Below are 20,250 nucleotides of genomic sequence, written 5' to 3'. Positions count from 1 at the left end.
TGTCTTTCTTCTCCTTAGAAGTTAACGATAGCGCTGAAGTCTTCAGCCTTCAGGGATGCGCCGCCTACGAGAGCGCCGTCAACGTTCGGCTGCTGCATGAGGTCTTTAATCGTAGCCGGTTTTACGCTGCCGCCGTACTGAATACGGATAGCGTCAGCTGCCGTCTGGTCGAATTTCTTGGCAACAGCTTCACGGATAGCTTTGCAAACTTCTTCAGCCTGGTCAAAAGTAGCCGTCTTGCCCGTGCCGATAGCCCAGATCGGTTCATAAGCGATAACGAGCTTAGCAACTTCGTCTGCTTTGAAACCTTCGAGAGCAGCGTTAATCTGAGCAACTACATGGTCGATGTAAGTGCCAGCCTCACGAATTTCAAGGCTTTCACCGCAGCAGATAATCGGGGTGATACCAGCAGCGAAAGCAGCACGAGCGCGCTTGTTAACGCCTTCGTCCGTTTCACCGAAGTAATCACGGCGTTCGCTGTGACCGAGGACAACGTAATCTACGCCGATTTCGTTGAGCATACCCGTGGAGATTTCACCCGTGAAAGCACCTTTTGCTTCCCAATGTACGTTCTGTGCACCAACATGAATGTTCGTGCCCTTAACTGCTTCACAAACGGAAGAAAGAGCCGTAGCCGTCGGGCAAACCACAACGTCTACCGTAGCGTCCTTAACAAGAGGAGCCAGAGCCTTTACGAGCTCAACGCCTTCCTTAATCGTGTTGTTCATCTTCCAGTTACCAGCAATAATCGGAGTTCTAGCCATTTATATAGCCTCCCAGTAATTTTATTGTTATAAGACCAGTTAGCGGTAAGAACCTCATCCACCGCTAACGCGGTCCCGTACGGGGTGTCCACCGGACACCCGCGGCAAAGCCGCCCCCATAGGGGAAGGCTTTTACTTTTATCTCGAAAAGATAATGCGTTCTCGTTAATCCGGCGCCCACGGATGGGCGCCAACGACCTTTAAATCCCGTGATGGGATTTAGGTCGCCGGTTTCTTTTGGTGACTTTTCTTTGCTTAAAGAAAAGTCACACCACGCATTATTTGTCTGCGATTGCAGCTACGCCCGGCATTTCTTTGCCTTCGAGGAATTCCAGCGTTGCACCGCCACCTGTGGAAACGTGGGAAATCTTATCGGTCAGGCCAGTCTTCTTCAAGGCTGCTACGGAGTCACCACCGCCAACGATGGAAATAGCGCCTTCATCCGTTGCCTTAGCAACAGCCTCAGCCACAGCCAGGGTGCCTTTAGCGAAAGCGTCAAATTCGAATACGCCCATAGGACCATTCCAAACAACCGTCTTAGCGCCTTTGAGAGCCTCAACGTATTTTTCGGAAGTCTTAACGCCGGAGTCAAGAGCCTGCCAGCCATCGGGAACTTTGTCCACGTCAACAGTCTGAGTCTTGGCATCAGCAGCGAACTTGTCAGCGATAACGAGGTCAACCGGCAGAATTACTTCTACGCCCTTTTCCTCAGCTTTCTTGAGCAGGTCACGAGCCAGGTCGTACTTGTCCGGTTCGCAGAGGGAATCACCGATGGGCAGGCCTTTAGCTGCGTCAAAGGTATGAGCCATGCCGCCGCCGATGATGATTTTGTCGACTTTCTCAATCATGTTGCTGATTACGCCGATTTTATCGGAAACCTTAGCGCCGCCGATGATAGCAACGAACGGATGCTGCGGAGCTTCCAGAGTCTTGCCGATGTAGTTGATTTCTTTTTCCATGAGGAAACCGGCAACAACTTCCACGTACTGGGCAATACCAGCGTTGGAGGCATGGCCGCGGTGGGATACACCGAAAGCATCGTCAACAGCAACGTCAGCGAGGCTGGCCAGCTGTTTAGCAAATTCAGGGTCATTCTTCTTTTCTGCTTTGTGATAACGGAGGTTTTCGAGCAGCAGAACTTCACCCGGCTGAAGGTCAGCAGCAGCCTTTTCAGCAACTTCGCCTACACAGTCAGATGCCCACTTTACATCTTTGCCGAGGAGTTCGGACAGATGAGCAACGAGGTGTTTCGTGGAGAACTGCGGCTCACGAGCCTCGGTCGGACGGCCGATGTGGCAAGCCAGGATAACAGCAGCGCCGTTATCGAGCAGGTAGTTGATGGTCGGCAGCGTACGAACCATACGCGTGTCGTTGGTGATGTTCTGGTTTTCATCGAACGGAACGTTGTAGTCAACGCGGACAAATACTTTTTTGCCCTTGACGTCAATATCTTTCAGGGTTTTCTTATCCATTTGTAAACCTCCAAATATAAATTGAGGCCCGGCCCAAGTTTGCCAGGCCGGACCTCAATAGATCTTCGTCTTATGAAGTTATGCTGCGAACAAATAATTAGCCGAGTTCAGCGAAGTATTTGATCGTACGAACCATCTGGCTCGTGTAGCTGTTTTCGTTGTCGTACCAGGATACAACCTGTACCTGCGTGCCACCTTCAACCGGGTTAACCATGGTCTGAGTAGCATCGAACAGGGAACCGAAACGCATGCCAACGATATCGCTGGATACGATTTCTTCTTCGTTGTAACCGAAGGATTCCGTAGCTTCCTTCTTCATCTGAGCGTTGATCTGTTCAACCGTAACGTCGCCCTTAACAACAGCGTTGAGGATCGTCGTGGAACCAGTCGGGGTCGGAACGCGCTGTGCAGCACCGATCAGTTTGCCCTTCAGTTCAGGAATTACGAGGCCGATAGCTTTTGCAGCACCCGTGGAGTTCGGAACGATGTTGCAAGCTGCTGCACGGCTGCGACGGAGGTCGCCTTTACGCTGCGGGCCATCCAGAGTCATCTGGTCGCCAGTGTAAGCGTGGATCGTGCACATGATACCGGACTGAATCGGAGCCAGGTCATTCAGAGCCTTAGCCATCGGAGCAAGGCAGTTCGTCGTGCAGGATGCAGCGGAGATAACCTTGTCTTCCTTCGTCAGGGTTTCATGGTTAACGTTGTATACGATAGTCGGGAGGTCGTTACCAGCCGGAGCGGAGATAACAACTTTCTTAGCGCCTGCAGCCAGATGTGCAGATGCTTTTTCTTTGGAAGTGTAGAAACCAGTGCATTCGAGAACTACGTCTACATCATGCTTGCCCCAAGGAATGTCTTTTGCATCCTTTTCAGCGTAGATTTTGATTTCTTTGCCGTTAACGGTGATGCTGTCTTCGCCAGCCTCAACCTTGTCAGCGTACTTGTACTTGCCCTGCGTGGAATCATACTTCAGCAGGTGTGCGAGCATCTTCGGGCTCGTGAGGTCGTTGATTGCAACTACTTCATAACCCTCTGCATCGAACATCTGACGGAAAGCGAGACGGCCAATACGGCCAAAACCATTGATAGCAACTTTTACTGCCATTTGAAAAATACCCCCTAAATTTTTTAGAAGTTTCAGTTCTTACAACGTCTATAATACAATAACTTCCCTGCAATTGTCAATCTTTTTATCATAAATTACAGCAATTATTCCATGAATCTCCCTCTTTTTTTTCAAAAAATTCACAACGAATAATCAACAATAGTTTATACATGGTAAAATGGCGCAAAATGCTGAAAAACAATAGCGTAAAACGCACATAAAACAAGCGTGACAAGGTTTTCACCTTGTCACGCTGTTGTCAGTATTATAAATAGCATTTATGCTTATGCCAGTTCGTCTTCTTTTTCCAGTTTCTCCAATTCCAGCATAGCCTGTACATAAATGGCACACTCCAGACGTTTCTTCTGGATTTCACAGCCGACTTCGTAGGGCTTGCGGATATCACCGTGGAACAGATCAGCATTGGCATGGCAGCCGCCGGAGCAGAAGAACCGGGACCAGCAGTCACGGCATTTTTCCTTGTTCAGCACATGGCTTTCACGGAAGTACTGCGGAAGTTTCGTATCCGTCACACCTTCGTCCAGGGAGCCTAAGCGGTAACCTTCGCGGCCAACAAACTGATGGCACGGATAGAGGTCGCCGTTTTCGGCCACAGCAAAGTACTCGTGACCGGCACCACAGCCGGACAGGCGCTTGGCTACACACGGGCCATTGGAAAGGTCCATATTAAAATGGAAGAAAAAGAATCCCTTGCCCTCACGATGGCGCTGCATATAAGCCTCTGTCAGCTTGTCATATTCCTCAAAAATACGCGGCAGGTCTTCTTCCGTAAAGCCCAGCGGACTGTCCTTTAACACCACCGGTTCCATCGAGAGGATATCAAAACCTTCGTCATTCATGGACAGCACGTCTTTTGTGAAGTCCATGTTGTTTTTCGTATAGGTGCCGCGCAGGTAGGTGTAAACACCGCGGTAATCCCAGTCACCGCCCTTGCGGGAGTCGAGGCACTTATGGAAGTTCTTGATGGCACGGTCATAGGAACCGTTGCCGCCCACATCAGGACGCATGGCGTCGTGAACTTCCTTGCGGCCGTCCAGGGACAGCACGAGGGAGAAATCATTGTCGTTCAGCCATTTGATGTTTTCATCATTTAATAACAGGCCGTTGGTCGTAAGCGTCAGCTTGAATTTCTTGCCGGTTTCCTGTTCACGCTGGCGGGCATATTCGGTCACAGCTTTGACCGTTTTCATATTGATAAGCGGTTCGCCGCCGAAAAAGTCCATTTCGAGGTGCTTTCTGGGGCCGCTCGCTTTAATAAGGAAGTCAACCGCTTTTTTGCCGGTTTCCGGGCTCATGATAGCCCGTTCCTGACCATAGCTGCCGCCGTCCCCGAAACAATACTTGCAGCGCAGGTTGCAATCCTGGGCAATCATCAGGCACAGGGATTTTACGAGCCCTTTCTGCTTGAAGGTAGGGGGCACGTCAATATCCGGCGCGAAGAGCTCACCTTCGTCCATCAGGGCATGCAGCTCGTCAATGGCCTCCTCGAGGTCAGCCTTTTTATAACGGTCCTGCAAAGCAGCGATAACCGCATCATCATTTCCCCCATCAAAGGTGTCCATGATTTCGTAAATCATTTTATCCACAACATGCACGGCACCGCTGTTAATGTCCAGCAGGATATAGGTACCGTTCTGCACGAATTTATGAATTCTGGCTTTCATTGCAACTCCTAACTTTCACAAAGCAAATAAATGTAAAAAGCCCTTCCAGAGAATCTGGAAAGGCCTGTAATATAAGCAAATGCTTACTTTTCGCAAACCTGATTGCCCACAGTGCAGGAAGTCTTGCAAGCGGACTGGCAGGAAGCCTGGCACTCGCCGCAGCCGCCCGTCTTCAGGGTTTTCTGCATGCTCGGCTTGTTCACCGTCTTAATGTGCTTCATTATTAGCCCTCCTATCAAAAATAGAATCTCATATTATTTTAACAGTTTTTGACAGATAACACAAGGTAAAACGCAAATTATTTCTGACAATTCACCATCTGCCGTTGCTGGAAGGTCACCGGCGTAAGGTGCAGGCTTTCCGCAAAATCATACGCCAGCAGCAGATGCGCGCCCACCGCCGCAGGGACATGGGCGTCAGACCCCAGCGTGACATAGCGGCCGCCCAGTTCCCGATACCGCTGGTAAATTGGCATTAGGTCAGCCAGAGCCTCTTTGTCCCCCAGCCGCCGGGTGTTTATCTCCATGGCGGTATCCGTGTCCACCGCCGTCTGTAACACCTTATCGATTTCATCAGCAAAATCCTTGTAGACAATGCCGGCATTTTCATACGGTGCATAACGGCAGATGTAATCAATATGCCCTAAAGTATCGGCAAAGCTGTGCCCCCGGAGATTGTCAGCCATCTGCTCAAAATAGCGGTGATAGGCTGTCTGTTTATCCTTATCCTCATAATAATCGGGATAAAAAATATCCAAATCATCGACGATATGCTGGGAACAAATCACCATATCAAAGGGCACACGCCGGGAAAGCTCCTCAGAATAATCCCTGGTGCTCTCACGCATACCGATTTCCACGCCCAGCCGCAGGTTGTCACCGCGCAAGGGGTTGTAAGTACGCCAGTACTGCTCCGGCTCAAAGGTAAAGGTCTTGCCCTCTTTGCTGATATAATCAGCGTCCAAGTGCTCGGTAAACACCAGACCAATCCCCTGCCCGGCTGCCGCCTGCAGCGCCTCACGGGCTTTCATGTCCGCGTCTGCGGAAAACTCGGTGTGAATATGACTGTCAAATATCATCTGCGCACACTTTCCTTACTATATTATTTACAGCTAAATTTCCGCACCTGCCGGACGGCTTTTATTTCTGTGCTTTGTTTTCCTGCTGCTTAATCGGGTTCATGCCAAAGTTTTGCAGGTTGCCCTGTTTATCGAAAATCAGCACGCAGCGTACCACGGGTTCCTTTTCAAAAGTCATGAAGTACACCATCTGGTCAGCCTGGTCAAAACGCGTCCAAGCCACAAACTGTGCGCCCTTATACTTACCCAAATCATTGGCCATCTTCTGCGCCGTGCTGGTAATTTTAGCAGCGTCAATTTCCTTCTGTGCCTCACTGCCCATCATTTTCAGGGCATCGACCGGTTTATTCTTCACCAGCATAACGTCCATCCAGGCAGCGGCTTTTTCCTGCTCATTGGAAAGCGCCTGCGCGTCCGGCGTAACAGCCATGGCCACAGCCGAGCAGCTCAGCATTGCGCCTAAACATAAAGCCATAATCTTCTTTTTCATGTTAATCACCTCATAATTTTTATTATATATTACATGGATACGTCTGTAACTACGCCATCTCTGGTGTATACATAAACGCTTTTGCCATTATGGTTGAATACATACTGTTTGAGCTCCGCACCTTCACCATTCGTGACATTCACGCGGCTTGGCTGCCCCATAGCAGCAGCAATTTTCGTTTCGCTGTCGCCGGGATGAATGCCGCCATATTTCCCCTGGGAGAGATTGGCCGCATGCTTTTGGGCATTTTCCTTATCGAGCTTTGTCTCGTGCTCTGCCTCCTTGCACATGGCCACAATCAGCCGCTGAAAAGGCAGAATTTTTTCCGACAAACGCCCCTGATAGCCTTCCGGCATATCCTGAACTATTGAGAGCAGCTTGCGGTCAGCAGCCACGTCCTTGTTGGTCATGTGCCCCCGGTACAGAGCTACCTGATTCATCGCCTCGGCATAAGCCAGGAGCATCTGCGCATCGGGACAGGAACCTTCCAGCTGACTGGCTAAATTCTTGTCGGCAAAATCCTGTAACAGGCGGACAGCCTCCTCGCTTTTCTCCCTGTCAGGATGATTGAAATCAAGCTGTACTAGAATCTCCAGCGCCTGCTCATACCGGCGGGTCTGATTCTCGCGCTGGTCACGGGCGTAATTTGATTCCGTACTGTGCTTGGCACTGTTTTCCATTTCCCCATATCCGGTAATACCGCCCACCGCGCCTACGGCTACGGCCAGCAGGACAAACATGGCTGTCATTTTTAAATTGTGCAGCCGCAAGTAGCGCAACGCCACCAAGAGCAGCAGCACCGGACAGACAAACATCAGGCATAGCGCAAATACTGACATGGATTACCTCCTTTAGTATCAATAAAAATCAGTTTCTATTATACCGCCATTATGCCAGTTTTTCCATAGGCAAAACTATCTCCCCACCATAATATAGCCCTCACCTTGGAAAAAGGTGAAGGCTATAACGAGGCCGAAGATGTCCCCCACTTCCGTAAGTGGGGGTGAACATCTCGTAACAGGCGGTGAGCATATCTCCCGCCTCGTTGAAACGCTAATTGGAAGATTTTGCCTTCGGCAAAATTTGAACAATGGCGTTATAAATGTTTTTGCCGTTACTATTGTACACGGTAATCGCTGAAGGAAGTTATCGTGCCCTTGGTCAGGCCGATAATCAATTCCCGGATAATCTGCGGGTCACTGTAATCAAAAGGCAGGAAACAACGCTCAGCATGATTGTAAAAGTCACGCACTTCATTTTCCATGCCACGGATATCAGCATCAAGCTGGGCTTTGCGTTTTTCGTAAGCCTTACCGGCCTGCACGTAGCCCACACTGGTCACACCCAGCCACAGCACAAAGAAGAACGTCCAGGGTGTTCCCGGCAGGAATCCCGATAGAATCAGATAAAAGAACAACGTGGAAATAAAGCCGCCTATCGTCCAGCTAAACAATGATGGTTCCGCATTCTGTGAACGCATCATCCACAAATCGCCCAAAGTGGCATATTTGCTGCGAACATGCGCAAAATATCCTTGCAGACGGGTCAGTTCAATGATGAGCATTTCCTTGTCCTGCGGCACTTCCGCAAGTTCCTGCAGGTTTATCAGCCCGGGCATCGCCGCCCGAATTTCGCTGGCACCGTCATCCCCTACGGTACGCGTCATCAGGTCAACACTGCCAGGTTCCGCCTGTTCGCCACAAAAGGCACACACCTTTGTCTTTTCATCTAATATACAGCCGCATTTTCTACAAATCATTGTTCTTCCCCCTTTCTCACCGTTATTGTTTCTTTACAACATTTATCGGTGAATTTCTACAATGATTAAACAAATTATGCTTTTTTGGTTTGATAAGAATTCTATTTCGGCATAAATATAAAAAACCCTGCTAAAGCAGGGCTTTTTTAACCAAAGTTTAATTTTACAACAGATGAGCGCGCAATTCTGCACCGCTCTGTGCTGACAGGTAAGAAGGTGCAACATCAAGTACAGTCTTGCAGCCGGTAACACCTTCCTGCGCCAGACGGTAAGCAGCGCGGGCATAGCAGACCAGCACGCTGGTGGTGAATTCCGGATTGGAATCCAGGTTCAGCTTGAACTCGATGACATGCTTGTTTTCCTTATCGTGGCCGGTTACACCGGAGCGGATTACCGAACCGCCATGGGGCAGCCCCTTGTGGTCACGGTCCAGCTCTTCCTGACTGATGAAATGTACCGTCGTGTCATACTCGTCAAAGTAGTTGGGCATGGTTTTGATTTCCTGCTCCACCTTGGCGGCGTCGGCACCTTCTTCCAGCATGACATAGCACTCACGGGTATGCTTTTCACGCGTGGTCAGGTCAGGATTTTCACCGGCACGGACAGCAGCCAGCGCTTTTTCCACCGGTACCGTGTACTGACGAGCATCAGCTACGCCTTCAATGCGGCGGATAGCGTCGGAATGTCCCTGGGATACGCCGCGGCCCCAGAAAGTGTAATCCTTGCCCTGCGGCAGAATGGCGTTGCTATAGACGCGTGCCAGTGAGAACAGGCCCGGGTCCCAGCCCACGGAGATAATACCCACGTGGCCGTTTTCCTTGGCAGCCTTGTCAACATTGGCAAAATGCTCAGGAATGCGGGCATGCGTATCAAAACTGTCGACAACATTAAAGAGTTTGGCATAATGAGGAGTCTGCACCGGTAAATCCGTAGCGCTGCCGCCGCAGAGAATCATAACATCAATTTTATCTTCCCATTCTTCCACGTCGCTGACGTTCACCACAGGCACGCCAGGAGTTTTGATGGTGAGCAGTGCCGGGTCACGGCGCGTGAATACAGCCACCAGTTCCAAATCATCATTGGCCTTTACCGCACATTCCACACCACGGCCCAGATTGCCATAACCTAAAATACCGATACGGATACTCATAATCTGCCTTCTTTCTATAACAAAAAAGTAATAGCTACCCTCATACTATACCACATCATCGGAGCATTGAAAATAATTTTCTTTAATGTATACAACAGACAATAGTTGCGTTATAACGAGGCAAGAAAATGTCCCCTACCTCAGCAGGTGGGGGCACGAATACCAAAACAGGCGGCGAGCATATCTCCCGCCTCGTTGAAACGCCAAGAGGAAGTTTTGCCTATGGCAAAACTGGAACAACGGCGTTATAACGAGCCCCCAAATATCTCCCTAGCCTCTATAACTTTGCAGGCTCGTTGAAACGCCAATCGGAAGATTTTGCCTATGGCAAAATTTGAACAATAGCGTTATAATATCATGCATATGACATGTAAAGAGATTGAAAGAGAGGCTTTTTTATGATAACTCCGGAACTCATCGCCCGTATCAATGAATTATCACGCAAACAGCGTTCCACCGGCTTGTCCGAGGAAGAAAAAAAGGAACAGAAAAATCTCCGCGAAATATACCTGGAAGGTATCCGCGGTCAAATGCGGCAAATGCTCGATAATATAGAAATAGTCCCCGGCCCGGGCGAGGCCGGCAACAGTGCTGCCAGCGCGCCTTTAGCCAAGGACCCGAAAATCACCCATATAAATGAAGTGGCCATCAATCTGCGTCCACAGTATCATTAAGCATTTTAACCCCAAACGCGTGAAAAGGGACTGCCATCTGCAGATAGCAATCCCTTTTCAAAGAAGGGGTCCAAAATGCCGATCGCTTAAAATGCCCAAAACCTGCGACTAGCAGGTGGGTGCCCTAAGTCTGGTTTCTGCATCTCGCCGTGGCGAACATCTACCAGAATCAAATCAAGCTCCCTGTAATAAATGTAGGTTGGACATTCTATAAGCCCCCGCACACCCCAGGCTTTTCCTTCTTTGTAAGTATAGTAGCACAAAAAAAATGCCTATGCAAGACTTGACAAATACAAACTTTTGAAAATATTTACCAAATTCGAGCATTTTGCCAATAAATTTGTCAACTAAACACAAATAATATATAATAATATCAGCAAGAGCTCTAAAAGGAGATATGAATCATGGAAAATAAATTTAGTGTGGCTATCAGCTTTGGCCGCGATTTAGGCTGGATTGATTACGACGCTGACACAAAAAGCGCTACCGTCAACATCAACAACGCCGAGGCCAAGGAACTCACAGAAAAATACCTTAGCGAAAAACACAGCATCAACGTTCCGCATGAAACCCTGATGGATTTTACGCCGGAAGAAATTGACCCGTTGGCTGATACCGCCAGTTTCAAACTGGCCATCACCCGTCTGTGGAATGCAACCAAGGTTCACGTAGACTGGAGCCGCCCGGTTGATTACGTAAAGAAACACCCGTCATATTGATGCAGCCAGCCCCCTTGTGGGGCTTTTTTCCTATATGCTGATTAGGGGGAATTATTATGACACTACGAAAAACTTTGGCCATGCTGCTGACATTGCTGTGCCTAAGCATCAGTCAACCGGCGCAGGCAGCCACACAGGACACGCTGCACGAAAAATATCAGCTGGTGCAGGTTATCGTCCTTTCCCGGCACAACATTCGCGCACCCATCGCCGGCAAGGACAGCGTACTGGCCAAAATGACCGACCATAAATGGCACGATTTTGGCGTAAAAAACGGGTACCTGACAGCCCGTGGCGCCCTCATGGAACACTACATGGGAACCTACTTCCGCAACTATCTCCAGCAGGAAGGACTCTTCCCTGCGGACTACCAATTGCAGCCTAAGGATCTCTTCTTCTACGCCAACAGCTTTCAACGCACTATTGCTACCTCCCGGAATTTTGCCCAGGGTATGTTCCCAGAGGGAGCAGTAGACGTCACCTATACCCGGCAGATTGATGAGGCGGACCCGGTATTTATGCCGGGAGCTCTAAACCGCAAGCCAGCATTCAACGAGGCCAATGCACAGGAATTACAGGCACTCGGCGGCAGCCAGGCCCTGACTGCCACCATAAGCAAAGGCGTTGCCACCGCAGCCACAGTTTTGGACCGGCCGGTTATCAGCCTCGCTGATTTTAATATCGGCGTCAAGGACGGTCTGCAAATCACCGGCGCCGCCCGTCCCTTGATGTTCACCTGCGATGCTCTGGTGCTGCAATACTATGAGCTTGGTGACAAGCGCGCCACCTTTGGTCATGAACTCACCTTCCAGCAATGGCAGGAAATCGCGGCAGTCAAAGACCTGGGCATTCACGCCTACCGGCACCTGCCCACCTTGTCCCGTGCCAGATCACGATCGCTGCTGTCCATCATGCAGGAAGAACTGAACCTGCAACGCCGCAAGTTCACATTCCTCTGCGGCCACGACAGCAATGTCGCTTCGGTCATGTGCGCTCTGGAAGTCAAAGACACGCCACTGCCGGACACCATCGAACAAGAGACCCCTATCGGCTGTAAGTTAGTTGTCGAAGAATGGCAAGACAAAGACGGCGAAAGTTATGTAAGTCTCAAACTCGTATACCCCACCAGCCAACAGCTCGCCACAGCATCTCCACTGACCGCTGACAATCCGCCGGGAATGATTCCCCTGCACCTGCAAAATATCCACGCCAATGAGGACGGCCTGATAACCATGCAGGACTTCCAGCAGCGTCTTACCGACGCCATCACCAGTGATGCCGAACTCACGGGGCAGCACTACTAAAAATTTTATAAAAATATAGAACTAGGGCTGTTGCACTGATTTCTCTTGCAACAGCCCTAAAAATGTTATTTTTCGCTTTTATAAGCCCCAGCCTTGCGGATATTGCGTCTGCGTACATGCCGGTAGTGTTTTTGGTTCCACTGATTGATATAATACCGTTTCATTCTACTCGCCTCCCTGCCCTATAAACTGTCTTTCTATTTACATATACGACTGACTTTCGCGTTCATTACATATTTTGCCCGATTTTAATACACATTACCATTTAATAGCAAGGGCGCTTACTTTCTAATAAAAAAGAACCAGTATCCCATAGGAATACTGATTCTTTAATGACAGGACTCTTCTTCTCTCCTGTTGACAACTTTTTGACAACCAGTTTTAGCTAAAATGGAAACCAGTCTAACCAAAACCTGCTAGAACGAAAAGCCCTTTAATCTCAATGGCAGAGAGGGTGGGATTCGAACCCACGGTGGCTATTAACCACACTTGATTTCGAGTCTTAGAGGGGGGCTATGAAAACAGATTTTATGGAATGTCTGTGGAGCGTGTACTGGCGGGGAATGACGGAACCCTTGACAGGATTGGGACGGCGGAGTCGTTGATTAGGAAACTGGTTGTTTCGTGACGTTTAGTTTCTTTTAGAGGTTGATTGACTTCTTCATGGTAGCCCGCAAATTGCCCGCAGTTTTTGCAGGCCGAGGGGCGAATTTATGAAGTACATCAAAACTCTGAAATGGAGAATGTTTGAAAAGGGAAATTTGTGAGATTTATTTTTTAGAGATTGATGGATTATCATACTGGAAAAACTGACAAGCTCTATGCGGATAGCGTGGAGCTTATTTTTTTGTCATAAGTCAAATGTTTATTTATTCGTTTCTTTGGGATTTTATGCAGAGACTGGCAATGTTTTTGGCTTATGTCTATATTAGCGAGTTGACCGGTCAAAGGCAATGCGTATTTTTACCGGTCAAAAGTATTCCCCGCCCCTGCGGCATCCCTGCTTGGGTGGACGCCGGCACCCATGACGACCCTCGACCGTCACGGACGGCTGGCGTCCACGTCGCAGAGGGACACCGCGCCCCGCCCTATGACCCGTCATCGGCGCTAAGAAGCGAGGCGGAGCCGGACTGTCCGCCTCCAGGCATAACGAGGAACAGGCAACGGGTGTCCACTGGCTTGGGTGGACAGCTACGCAGTCCACGTCGCCAGAGACACCGGCGCATTTGACCAGTCAATCTTGAAATGGTCAACATTATGCAAAAGTCAATGCGCAGGGGGCGGGCTTTGGGACGTGCTGCGCACCTCCCGCTCGGTACGTTCCGGCCACCGCAGGCCGCAGCCTTGTCGGTCAAAATCGGCAACAAGGCGGGCGGCACTGAGGGCAGGGAGCCGTCTCTGCACATGGACGCATCCGCGTCCATTCTCCGCCCCCTTTCCCCCTACGGCCACGACAGGCGTGGCCTACCCTCTTTCCCCCGAATGTCTGCCCTGCGGTGCTGTAGCTCCTCGGTCAGACGGGGAATAATGTGCTGCGGGATAGGGGGACAGGGGGCTTGGCAGCCCTCCCTGCGGTCGGGACGACTACGGCGGCCAGCGAGAGCGGAGCAGGATAGCTCGCGCCGCCGTACATCCCTGCCCTCAGTGCCTAATGCTGACCAGATGGAGTAGTGGAAGCCTGCTCGTCGTTCATGCGTAATCCCACCCATAGCGGTGTCCCGCTGCTTTGGTGGACAGGTAAACTGTCCACGTCGCAGAAGAACACCGTCCCGCCCTTGATAAAAGTCCATGAATGGCAGAGCCGGAGGGGGCGGCGGACTGTCTGCTTCCATTCCTGCGGCCTTCCAGTCGTCAGTCTCCTGCTGGTACGGGCGCTCAGGTCTTCGCACTATTTCCGCACCAGTAGGAACCTTCCTCCTTCCAGCGCTTAGTCATTCCACCAGACAGACCGCCGCCAGCATACCCCGTTACAGGCATCGCGTGTCCGTTGCTTTTGGTGGACAGCTGCGCTGTCCACGTCAGCACCGACACGGGGAACGCAAAGCGGCCATCTGACCAGTCAGCCGCTGCCTCGTGTAATCGGTCAAAATTTGACGGTTCATAGCAAACACGCTTTGAATCGTGCTATAATATTAAAAACGATTTGGCACGATTTCGAACGATTCGCCGGTTTTTCGAACGATTCTTCACTTCGCTAAAGTGTGGGGGGAGCCTTGTTCCACAAGGGTTGAGCGCATATCCCTAAAAAATCATGGACAAATCGTTCGAACGATTCGCCATTTTTTCGAACGATTCGGCAAGTCACGGAGTAAAAGATGAGCAATAGCAAAGAGCAACTAAAACATATCATTGAAACCTTGCAAAAACAGCAGGAATCATACAATCTGGAATTCAAGGAGGCCAAGTCCTCGCTGCCAAGCGCCTTTTGGGAAACCTATTCTTCCTTTGCCAATACGGCGGGCGGTCATATTCTGCTGGGGATTCGTGAGAATCCCTGGGAGATTTCCGGGGTCAAGAATCCGGATAAGATTTTGAAAGACCTCTGTAATACGGCCAATAATAAATCCATGGTCAGCTACAATCTGTTGGATAATCAGAATATGCAGGTGCATGAGCTGGATGGCAAGAAGATTATCTCCGTTTATATTCCGGAGCTTCCCGATAACAAAAAGCCCCTTTACTTGAAGGGGAATCCCTTGAACGCTTATATCCGCATCAACGAGGGGGATTATAAGATTAGCGAAAATGACCTCAAGCGGTTTATGCGCAATGGTCAGCCTGACCAGGATAGTGACCTGTTGGATGACTATATTCTGGAGGATTTGGATATGGATAGCGTCCTGTCCTTCAAAAATATTCTGCACGCACGTCACCCGTCGAAAAATTACCTGGCGATGGACAATCTCGATTTTCTGCAGACCATTGGGGCGTATCAGATTGACCGCAGGGGCGGGAGCCGTGAGCTAAAAATGACCGTGGCCTGCCTTCTGTTTTTCGGCAAATATAACGCCATCCGACAGAAGTTCCCGCATTTCCATCTGGAATACCTCAATCACCGCAACTGTCAGGGGAAAGAGCGCTGGAGTGACCGCGTATGTACCGGCGACTTGGAATATGCGGAACTGAATATCTTTAGTTTTTTCCAGCTGCTGCGTGAAAAGCTCCGGGCGACCATCAACGATAAGTTCGAGCTTGACCAGAACAGTGAGCGAAAATCCTCTGCCGAGCTGCAGGAAGCCCTGCGCGAAGCCTTGGCCAATATGCTGATTCATGCCGATTACGCCGACGGGGAAACGGATATCAAGGTCACGGTGGAAGACCTTTATTATACCTTTACCAATCCCGGCAAGATGCTGGTTACGGCAAGTCAGTTCTTTATGGGCGGCGTTTCCCATCCGCGCAACAATACGCTGATTACGTTCTTCCGTCAAATGGGCATATCTGACCGTGCCGGCACCGGCGGTTCGACACTGCTGAACTTTGCCAAGCTGAATAAATTCCGGGCGCCGGAGATTGAGACGGACTTAAAACATACTGTATTGAAACTTTGGATTGCTGCGCCGCTGGATTCGCATCCCGAATTTGATGACAACGAGCAGCAGATTTATAAGTTCCTGCATAGCAGCAAGCATGGAGGCTCCGTGGCGGAGTTAGAGGAGGCTACCGGCCTCACCAAATACCAGGTGCGTAAAATCCTGAGTCAATTTATCGAGCAGGGGATTGTCACTCAGACCGGACGGGCAAGAGCTACGCGCTATTATTGTACCCCCAGTATTATTGAGCGGGCGGATATTGCGGACAAATTCAGGCGTACTATGTTGTACCAGCCGGAGGAAAAATAAAAAATAGCCTTGCATTTGACCGGTCAACTCCATAATATAGGAGTTGAAAGAACTTTCCTATAACATCCTAACTGAATACATATCGGAAATGACAAAAACTATTACAGGTATCTACGCCGACGGGCGCGAGATATATTTGGGTTGTCATTCCGCAAGAAGGCCGCAGGGTGACAATCCGGCGGCCTTTTTGCTATCTATGAAGGAGGGAAAATCATGCCTACCATTCGTTCGAAACAGACCACTACGCTGAAAATCACCCGTGTAAAGGGCACGTCCAGCACAGGCAAGGACACCCATGATTACGTCAATCTTTCCGTCAATCCGGAACTTGCGGACGGGGACGTGCTTTCCATTGGGCAGAAGCTCAGCAATTTGCAGAAATATCCCGTTGACGGTATTGGGCGCATTGACGCTAGTTCCTTGGCAGAAGAACATTAAGGAGGGCTAGACTATGAAAGAAACGCTTTTGATTGAGTTCGCGGTGGAAAACGGCAAAAATACCACCATTTCCATCCCCGACCCGCGCGAAGATGTCACTAAGGCGGATGTGGTCACGGCAGCTGATGAAATCGTGGCCAAGAAGGCCGTCCTTTCTGCCGGAAATCCGGTGAGCGCCTTCAAACGGGCTTATGTCCGCACCATTGAGGAGACGGAGCTGGCGTAATTGCCGCTGAATAGACGTAGAGGAGGCCGCAGACTAGCGGCCTCTTTTGGTAAGGAGGGACGAGTATGCGCGTGAATTCGACGACGAACCTGAAAATTGCCTGTGTGATTGGCTGTGAAAATAACCGGGATGTTTGTAAAATTATTCATTTGCGGGTCAATCCCGAGGCGACGGACGATGACCTGCTTTTGGCCGGCAAAACCATTGCCGCATTGCAGACACTACCCCTGCATAGTATTGACCGCGCAGATTGCTGTGATTTGACCGAATAAGGAGGGGCTGACCTGTGGTAGAAACAACGCTGATGATTATTTTTTGGCTGGATAATGGCAGAACCATGACCCTTTCTATCCCGAACCCGCGCAGCGACTTGACGCAAAGAGAGGTCAGCATGGCCATGTTTGAACTCTTGAAACGCGGGCTTATCCTGTCGGAAAACGGAGGGCGGGCAACCGCGGTCAAGCACATGTACCTGCGGATTGTGGATGAACAGCTCCTGCCATAAGGGGGAAAAAAGATGGAGCAGACCATACTCACCGCCGTTTCGGCTGTGGGCTTTCCCATTGTCGTGACGTTTTATCTATTGACCAGCTTTCAGAAGTCAATGGATAAATTCACCGATAAGCTGGGGGAGCTGATACAGGAGCTGCGGCGGTTTGAAAAATGACACCTAAAGGTATGGCGGGCGGCTGACTGGTCAAAGTTGACTGGTCAGCTGCCGAAAATTTTATGGTTTTATTATGTTTGCAAGCACATATTTTGTTTTTACTGGCCAAGATGAATAATTCGTTTAATAGCGTATGGTTTGATTGTTTATTTGGGCGCATATTTCAAGAGCATACTAATAACATAAAAGAAGAAACCAACTTGACCAACGTAAGTTTTCATGGGTTCATCAAAGAAAATTGCTATCGCCATGAGTGTTGTTCCTGCTTCGTTTAATTGTGGTGTAATGGTATATATTTTTTCAAAAGTATTTTCATCATGGGATGAAACGTAATCTGGTAAATCTTCTATTAATATGTTATTAGGAATAGTATTTGTTATATCATCAGTTTCATATATTTCCATATACTGATGATATAAATGGGGGTATGCCTTGCAAAGTGAGTCCATAGCAGGTTGTATAGCTAAATACATTTCCTGTATAGATTTTATGCAATCGGAAGACATGTAGGTACGAATTAGCTCTGAGATATCCGATATTTGTTTAGTATGTAATTCAGTAGCTGCCATCCATGTTTCTCGTTGTTTATGAAGAGTTTCGAGTATAGGTTGTAATTCTTTATTAAACATTTCTTGCTGAATTTGAATAGATTTGAGTGTAGGCTGAAGTGTTTTGCTAAGGGCTTCTTGTTGTATACGAATAGATTTAAGCAGAGGTTGGGAAGATTGGTTAATATTCGTTAATGTTGCCTGAAATGCATCAATTGAAGGTTGGAGAGCTTTGCTAAGTGCTGCTGACTGTATTCGTAATGTGTCGAGTGTTGGTTGAAGTGATTTAGCCAACTTTTCTTGTTGGATTATAATTTGTCTAAAGGATTCCGAATTGAGTATATCAAGTAGGGATGCTTGCATTTGCAATAAATCGGATGATGACGTTTTGTTCACAGAAAATCCTCCTTAGACCGTCCAAATAAGCAAATTTAAGTATTGATTATTATTGAATTATTGAATTATTAAGAGTATAGCATATATAGAGAAAAAATTCAGTGTGAATAAATGAAAATCTTGGTGTCGGATGCGAAGTGGACAGCTTGCCTGTCCACCCGAGCAATCGGACACCCGTAACCTGTGACCGCTTGTGCCCAGGGCGGTCTGGCTGACGGAATGACTAAGCGCTGGAAGGAGGAAGGTTCCTACCCCCGTGGAAGTAGGACGAAGACTTGAGGCCCCACGGGGGCAGGAGACTGACGACTGGAACGCCGCAGGAATGAAGTCAGACAGTCCGCCCCGGATTGACGGGTCAAAATCGTTCTGACTGGATAAAGGGTGGGGCGGTGTTCTTCTGCGACGTGGACGCTGCTAAGTGTCCACCAAAGCAGTGGGACGCCGCCATGGGTGGGAAAGTGCAATAACGACGAGCAGGCTTCCACTAGCCTTTGAGGTCACCACTAGGCACTGAGGGCAGGGGGTACGGCGGCGCGAGTTATCCCACTCCGCTCTCGCTGGCCGCCGTAGTCGTCCCGACCGCAGGGAGGGCTGCCAAGCCCCCTGTCCCCCTAATCCGTGGCACATTATTCCCCTTCCTGCCAGAGGAGCCACAGCACCGCAGGGCAGGAAAACAGGGGTAAGGGGGTAGGCCCCGCTGGACGGGGCCGTAGGGGGAAAGGGGGCGGAGAATGGACGCGGATGCGTCCATGTGCAGAGACGGCTCCCTGCCCTCAGTGCCGCCAGCCTTGCTGTCACAGATGAACGACAAGGGCACGGCCTGCGGATGCCGAGCAGTAACGTGCGGGAGGTGCGTCTGCACGTCCCGAAACCTGCCCCCCTGCGCATTGACCTTTGCATAATGTTGACCAATCTCAAAATTGACTGGTCAATTATAGGTGTCTCTGGCGGCGTGGACGGCGCAGCTGTCCACCCAAGCCAGCGGACACCCGTTACCTGTTGCGGGCTGTGCGCGGGGGCGGTCTGTATGCGGAGGCGGACAGTCCGCCACCGCCTGACTTGTTAGCTTCTTATTGATTTGGGATAAGGGCGGGGAGCGGTGTTCTCCATGCGACGTGGACGCTGGCGGCTGTGGCGGTTAAGGGTCGTCATGGGTGCCAGCGTCCACCAAAGCAGAGAACGCCGCCTGGGCGGGTAAAACCAAATGTATAATTTTTTGTTCACAATGCGCGCACATTATGACTTTTTTGTGCTATACTATTTTTGCCGCGACCGCTTACCATGGGAATCCCACGGCAGCGATGGAGGTGAATCTTGTGGAGGAAACTATCATTACTTCATTTGTCGTAGGCATTGCCAGCAGCCTTGTGGCGGCATGGCTCTACGACAGAATCCGGGAACGCGGCAAACATTAACTCTGTCTGAAGTCTGGCCCTACCAACCAGGCGGATGACGCAGAAAAGGGGCTGTGAAATCCACACATCTCCAATAATAAAGGCGAGCCACTGACTAGAAATAGTCGGTGGCTCGCTTTTATTGATAAAATTAACGAGGCCAGTACATGATGACAAAGACACCAATCATGGCAATAAGACCACCAATGATGTCAAAGCGGTCTGGGGTTATATGGTCTATGCCCCAGCCCCATAGGAGAGACATGACAATGAAAATTCCTCCATATGCAGCGTATATGCGGCCAAAATTTCCTTCAGGTTGAAATGTGGGTATCACGCCGTAAAGGATAAGTATGATAGCGCCCATAAGAGCAAAATAGATGCTTTTTCCTTCTCGGAGCCACAACCATATTAGATAGCCGCCACCGATTTCAGTATAATCTCAAACTTCCCACATGCAAAAACCTGACGGCTTCTTGAAAACTGTATACTAAGTTTATTATTAAACTTACCAGCATAAGTATTTGCTCTTATAC

The 20,250-nt window shown here is 49.6% G+C and carries 21 protein-coding genes and 1 other RNA gene; 9 read left to right on the top strand and 13 right to left on the bottom strand.

The features are described 5' to 3' along the window. Nucleotides 1-14: 14 nt before the first annotated feature. The 10 genes from tpiA to DL94_RS0107010 form a co-directional block, all read right to left on the bottom strand. Entirely contained in the window at nucleotides 15-764 is a 750-nt protein-coding gene (gene tpiA, locus DL94_RS0107055; RefSeq protein WP_028129559.1) for a triose-phosphate isomerase, read from the bottom strand. Nucleotides 765-1,042: 278 nt separating this feature from the next. Continuing rightward, a complete protein-coding gene (gene pgk / locus DL94_RS0107050; RefSeq protein ID WP_028129558.1) occupies nucleotides 1,043-2,236 on the bottom strand; it encodes a phosphoglycerate kinase in 1,194 nt (397 codons plus the stop codon). Nucleotides 2,237-2,333: 97 nt separating this feature from the next. Continuing rightward, nucleotides 2,334-3,344, bottom strand: coding sequence for a type I glyceraldehyde-3-phosphate dehydrogenase (gene gap / locus DL94_RS0107045; protein WP_014425549.1), 1,011 nt, complete (start codon nucleotides 3,342-3,344; stop codon nucleotides 2,334-2,336). Between the two features lie 284 nt (nucleotides 3,345-3,628). Then, the gene (scfB, locus tag DL94_RS0107040) at nucleotides 3,629-5,029 is read right to left on the bottom strand and encodes a thioether cross-link-forming SCIFF peptide maturase (protein WP_028129557.1); all 1,401 of its coding nucleotides are present in this window, start codon (nucleotides 5,027-5,029) and stop codon (nucleotides 3,629-3,631) included. 83 nt (nucleotides 5,030-5,112) lie between these two features. Further along, a complete protein-coding gene (gene scfA, locus DL94_RS15620; protein WP_065813989.1) occupies nucleotides 5,113-5,250 on the bottom strand; it encodes a six-cysteine ranthipeptide SCIFF in 138 nt (45 codons plus the stop codon). Nucleotides 5,251-5,327: 77 nt separating this feature from the next. Beyond that, entirely contained in the window at nucleotides 5,328-6,107 is a 780-nt protein-coding gene (locus DL94_RS0107030; RefSeq protein ID WP_028129556.1) for a histidinol-phosphatase HisJ family protein, read from the bottom strand. Between the two features lie 61 nt (nucleotides 6,108-6,168). Next, on the bottom strand, nucleotides 6,169-6,597 hold the full coding sequence (locus DL94_RS0107025) for a hypothetical protein (protein ID WP_028129555.1): 429 nt from the start codon (nucleotides 6,595-6,597) through the stop codon (nucleotides 6,169-6,171). A 29-nt stretch (nucleotides 6,598-6,626) separates the two neighbouring features. Next, nucleotides 6,627-7,436, bottom strand: a complete 810-nt coding sequence (locus tag DL94_RS0107020; protein WP_028129554.1) for a hypothetical protein — start codon at nucleotides 7,434-7,436, stop codon at nucleotides 6,627-6,629. Between the two features lie 278 nt (nucleotides 7,437-7,714). Then, entirely contained in the window at nucleotides 7,715-8,356 is a 642-nt protein-coding gene (locus tag DL94_RS0107015) for a hypothetical protein (protein WP_028129553.1), read from the bottom strand. A 163-nt stretch (nucleotides 8,357-8,519) separates the two neighbouring features. Then, complete coding sequence (locus DL94_RS0107010; protein WP_028129552.1) at nucleotides 8,520-9,506, bottom strand: diaminopimelate dehydrogenase; 987 nt, start codon at nucleotides 9,504-9,506, stop codon at nucleotides 8,520-8,522. Between the two features lie 398 nt (nucleotides 9,507-9,904). Between DL94_RS0107010 and DL94_RS0107005 the strand changes: the two genes are divergently transcribed. After that, the gene (locus tag DL94_RS0107005; RefSeq protein WP_028129551.1) at nucleotides 9,905-10,180 is read left to right on the top strand and encodes a DUF896 domain-containing protein; all 276 of its coding nucleotides are present in this window, start codon (nucleotides 9,905-9,907) and stop codon (nucleotides 10,178-10,180) included. 63 nt (nucleotides 10,181-10,243) lie between these two features. Here the strand turns inward: DL94_RS0107005 and ssrS are convergent. Beyond that, nucleotides 10,244-10,417, bottom strand: a non-coding RNA gene (ssrS, locus tag DL94_RS15615) — 6S RNA. A 167-nt stretch (nucleotides 10,418-10,584) separates the two neighbouring features. Between ssrS and DL94_RS0107000 the strand changes: the two genes are divergently transcribed. The 8 genes from DL94_RS0107000 to DL94_RS16040 all read left to right on the top strand — a co-directional run bounded on the left by DL94_RS0107000 (nucleotide 10,585) and on the right by DL94_RS16040 (nucleotide 17,376). After that, nucleotides 10,585-10,899 (top strand): hypothetical protein, encoded by a 315-nt coding sequence (locus DL94_RS0107000; protein WP_028129550.1) that lies wholly within the window; start codon nucleotides 10,585-10,587, stop codon nucleotides 10,897-10,899. A 56-nt stretch (nucleotides 10,900-10,955) separates the two neighbouring features. After that, nucleotides 10,956-12,203, top strand: a complete 1,248-nt coding sequence (locus DL94_RS0106995; protein WP_028129549.1) for a histidine-type phosphatase — start codon at nucleotides 10,956-10,958, stop codon at nucleotides 12,201-12,203. 2,315 nt (nucleotides 12,204-14,518) lie between these two features. Then, nucleotides 14,519-16,045, top strand: coding sequence for an RNA-binding domain-containing protein (locus DL94_RS14425; protein WP_051586358.1), 1,527 nt, complete (start codon nucleotides 14,519-14,521; stop codon nucleotides 16,043-16,045). A 213-nt stretch (nucleotides 16,046-16,258) separates the two neighbouring features. Further along, nucleotides 16,259-16,483 (top strand): DUF1659 domain-containing protein, encoded by a 225-nt coding sequence (locus DL94_RS0106975; protein WP_037371512.1) that lies wholly within the window; start codon nucleotides 16,259-16,261, stop codon nucleotides 16,481-16,483. Between the two features lie 13 nt (nucleotides 16,484-16,496). Further along, nucleotides 16,497-16,709, top strand: coding sequence for a DUF2922 domain-containing protein (locus DL94_RS0106970; RefSeq protein WP_028129546.1), 213 nt, complete (start codon nucleotides 16,497-16,499; stop codon nucleotides 16,707-16,709). Between the two features lie 65 nt (nucleotides 16,710-16,774). Continuing rightward, nucleotides 16,775-16,981, top strand: a complete 207-nt coding sequence (locus DL94_RS0106965; protein WP_028129545.1) for a DUF1659 domain-containing protein — start codon at nucleotides 16,775-16,777, stop codon at nucleotides 16,979-16,981. Between the two features lie 14 nt (nucleotides 16,982-16,995). Next, nucleotides 16,996-17,214: a DUF2922 domain-containing protein gene (locus tag DL94_RS0106960; protein ID WP_051180441.1), complete on the top strand. Its 219-nt coding sequence runs from the start codon at nucleotides 16,996-16,998 to the stop codon at nucleotides 17,212-17,214. A gap of 12 nt (nucleotides 17,215-17,226) precedes the next feature. After that, nucleotides 17,227-17,376: a YvrJ family protein gene (locus DL94_RS16040; RefSeq protein ID WP_071837954.1), complete on the top strand. Its 150-nt coding sequence runs from the start codon at nucleotides 17,227-17,229 to the stop codon at nucleotides 17,374-17,376. Between the two features lie 146 nt (nucleotides 17,377-17,522). Here DL94_RS16040 and DL94_RS0106950 read toward each other — a convergent pair whose 3' ends face one another. Beyond that, nucleotides 17,523-18,320 (bottom strand): hypothetical protein, encoded by a 798-nt coding sequence (locus DL94_RS0106950; RefSeq protein ID WP_028129544.1) that lies wholly within the window; start codon nucleotides 18,318-18,320, stop codon nucleotides 17,523-17,525. A gap of 1,545 nt (nucleotides 18,321-19,865) precedes the next feature. Continuing rightward, on the bottom strand, nucleotides 19,866-20,144 hold the full coding sequence (locus DL94_RS14420; RefSeq protein WP_051586357.1) for a YnfA family protein: 279 nt from the start codon (nucleotides 20,142-20,144) through the stop codon (nucleotides 19,866-19,868). Nucleotides 20,145-20,250: the final 106 nt, after the last annotated feature.

This window comes from Selenomonas sp. AE3005 (genome assembly GCF_000686945.1).
In the GTDB taxonomy this organism is placed as follows: Bacteria; Bacillota; Negativicutes; order Selenomonadales; family Selenomonadaceae; genus Selenomonas_A.
The sequence above is the reverse complement of the archived record's forward strand: the minus strand, read 5'-3'. Positions and strand labels throughout refer to the sequence as shown.

Excerpts from the sequence above, each read along its gene's own strand:
- tpiA (WP_028129559.1), bottom strand. The coding sequence starts at position 764 with ATGGCTAGAACTCCGATTATTGCTGGTAACTGGAAGATGAACAACACG.
- pgk (WP_028129558.1), bottom strand. The coding sequence starts at position 2,236 with ATGGATAAGAAAACCCTGAAAGATATTGACGTCAAGGGCAAAAAAGTA.
- gap (WP_014425549.1), bottom strand. The coding sequence starts at position 3,344 with ATGGCAGTAAAAGTTGCTATCAATGGTTTTGGCCGTATTGGCCGTCTC.
- scfB (WP_028129557.1), bottom strand. The coding sequence starts at position 5,029 with ATGAAAGCCAGAATTCATAAATTCGTGCAGAACGGTACCTATATCCTG.
- scfA (WP_065813989.1), bottom strand. The coding sequence starts at position 5,250 with ATGAAGCACATTAAGACGGTGAACAAGCCGAGCATGCAGAAAACCCTG.
- DL94_RS0107030 (WP_028129556.1), bottom strand. The coding sequence starts at position 6,107 with ATGATATTTGACAGTCATATTCACACCGAGTTTTCCGCAGACGCGGAC.
- DL94_RS0107025 (WP_028129555.1), bottom strand. The coding sequence starts at position 6,597 with ATGAAAAAGAAGATTATGGCTTTATGTTTAGGCGCAATGCTGAGCTGC.
- DL94_RS0107020 (WP_028129554.1), bottom strand. The coding sequence starts at position 7,436 with ATGTCAGTATTTGCGCTATGCCTGATGTTTGTCTGTCCGGTGCTGCTG.
- DL94_RS0107015 (WP_028129553.1), bottom strand. The coding sequence starts at position 8,356 with ATGATTTGTAGAAAATGCGGCTGTATATTAGATGAAAAGACAAAGGTG.
- DL94_RS0107010 (WP_028129552.1), bottom strand. The coding sequence starts at position 9,506 with ATGAGTATCCGTATCGGTATTTTAGGTTATGGCAATCTGGGCCGTGGT.
- DL94_RS0107005 (WP_028129551.1), top strand. The coding sequence starts at position 9,905 with ATGATAACTCCGGAACTCATCGCCCGTATCAATGAATTATCACGCAAA.
- DL94_RS0107000 (WP_028129550.1), top strand. The coding sequence starts at position 10,585 with ATGGAAAATAAATTTAGTGTGGCTATCAGCTTTGGCCGCGATTTAGGC.
- DL94_RS0106995 (WP_028129549.1), top strand. The coding sequence starts at position 10,956 with ATGACACTACGAAAAACTTTGGCCATGCTGCTGACATTGCTGTGCCTA.
- DL94_RS14425 (WP_051586358.1), top strand. The coding sequence starts at position 14,519 with ATGAGCAATAGCAAAGAGCAACTAAAACATATCATTGAAACCTTGCAA.
- DL94_RS0106975 (WP_037371512.1), top strand. The coding sequence starts at position 16,259 with ATGCCTACCATTCGTTCGAAACAGACCACTACGCTGAAAATCACCCGT.
- DL94_RS0106970 (WP_028129546.1), top strand. The coding sequence starts at position 16,497 with ATGAAAGAAACGCTTTTGATTGAGTTCGCGGTGGAAAACGGCAAAAAT.
- DL94_RS0106965 (WP_028129545.1), top strand. The coding sequence starts at position 16,775 with ATGCGCGTGAATTCGACGACGAACCTGAAAATTGCCTGTGTGATTGGC.
- DL94_RS16040 (WP_071837954.1), top strand. The coding sequence starts at position 17,227 with ATGGAGCAGACCATACTCACCGCCGTTTCGGCTGTGGGCTTTCCCATT.